This is a genomic window from Burkholderia sp. GbtcB21, from assembly GCF_019091065.1.
GTDB classification, from domain to species: Bacteria; Pseudomonadota; Gammaproteobacteria; order Burkholderiales; family Burkholderiaceae; genus Burkholderia; species Burkholderia pyrrocinia_C.
This window is the reverse complement of record NZ_JAGXKA010000220.1, coordinates 1-276: the sequence shown is the minus strand read 5'-3', so window position 1 is coordinate 276 and position 276 is coordinate 1. Positions and strand designations below refer to the sequence as shown.

1 protein-coding gene is annotated in these 276 nt (G+C 62.7%); it reads right to left on the bottom strand.

The features are described from left to right. Positions 1 to 276: transposase (locus KVT39_RS36850; RefSeq protein ID WP_254640806.1), on the bottom strand; the 276-nt coding region annotated here is incomplete at both ends.

The following is a 276-nucleotide window of genomic DNA, read 5'->3' as shown; positions in this document are numbered from 1 at the left end:
AGCGAGAGCCCCTCGTCACGGCGCCATCGGCGCTGGACGCTTCCCGGAGAAGGGGGAGGTGTTCATCCCATCTCACCGCCAAACGGCAGTGGATTCCCACTACTGGCGATGCACGCCCGCATCGGAGAATGTTCAGCGCAGCGTTGGTATCACGATCATGCTCGACGCCACAGTCACCGCAGGTCCACTCTCTTACTCGCAGTCCCGCGATACCTTTCGGCCGCGTCGTGCTGTCTCTCGACCCGCACGCCGAACAGGACTGGGTAGAACCGCTTT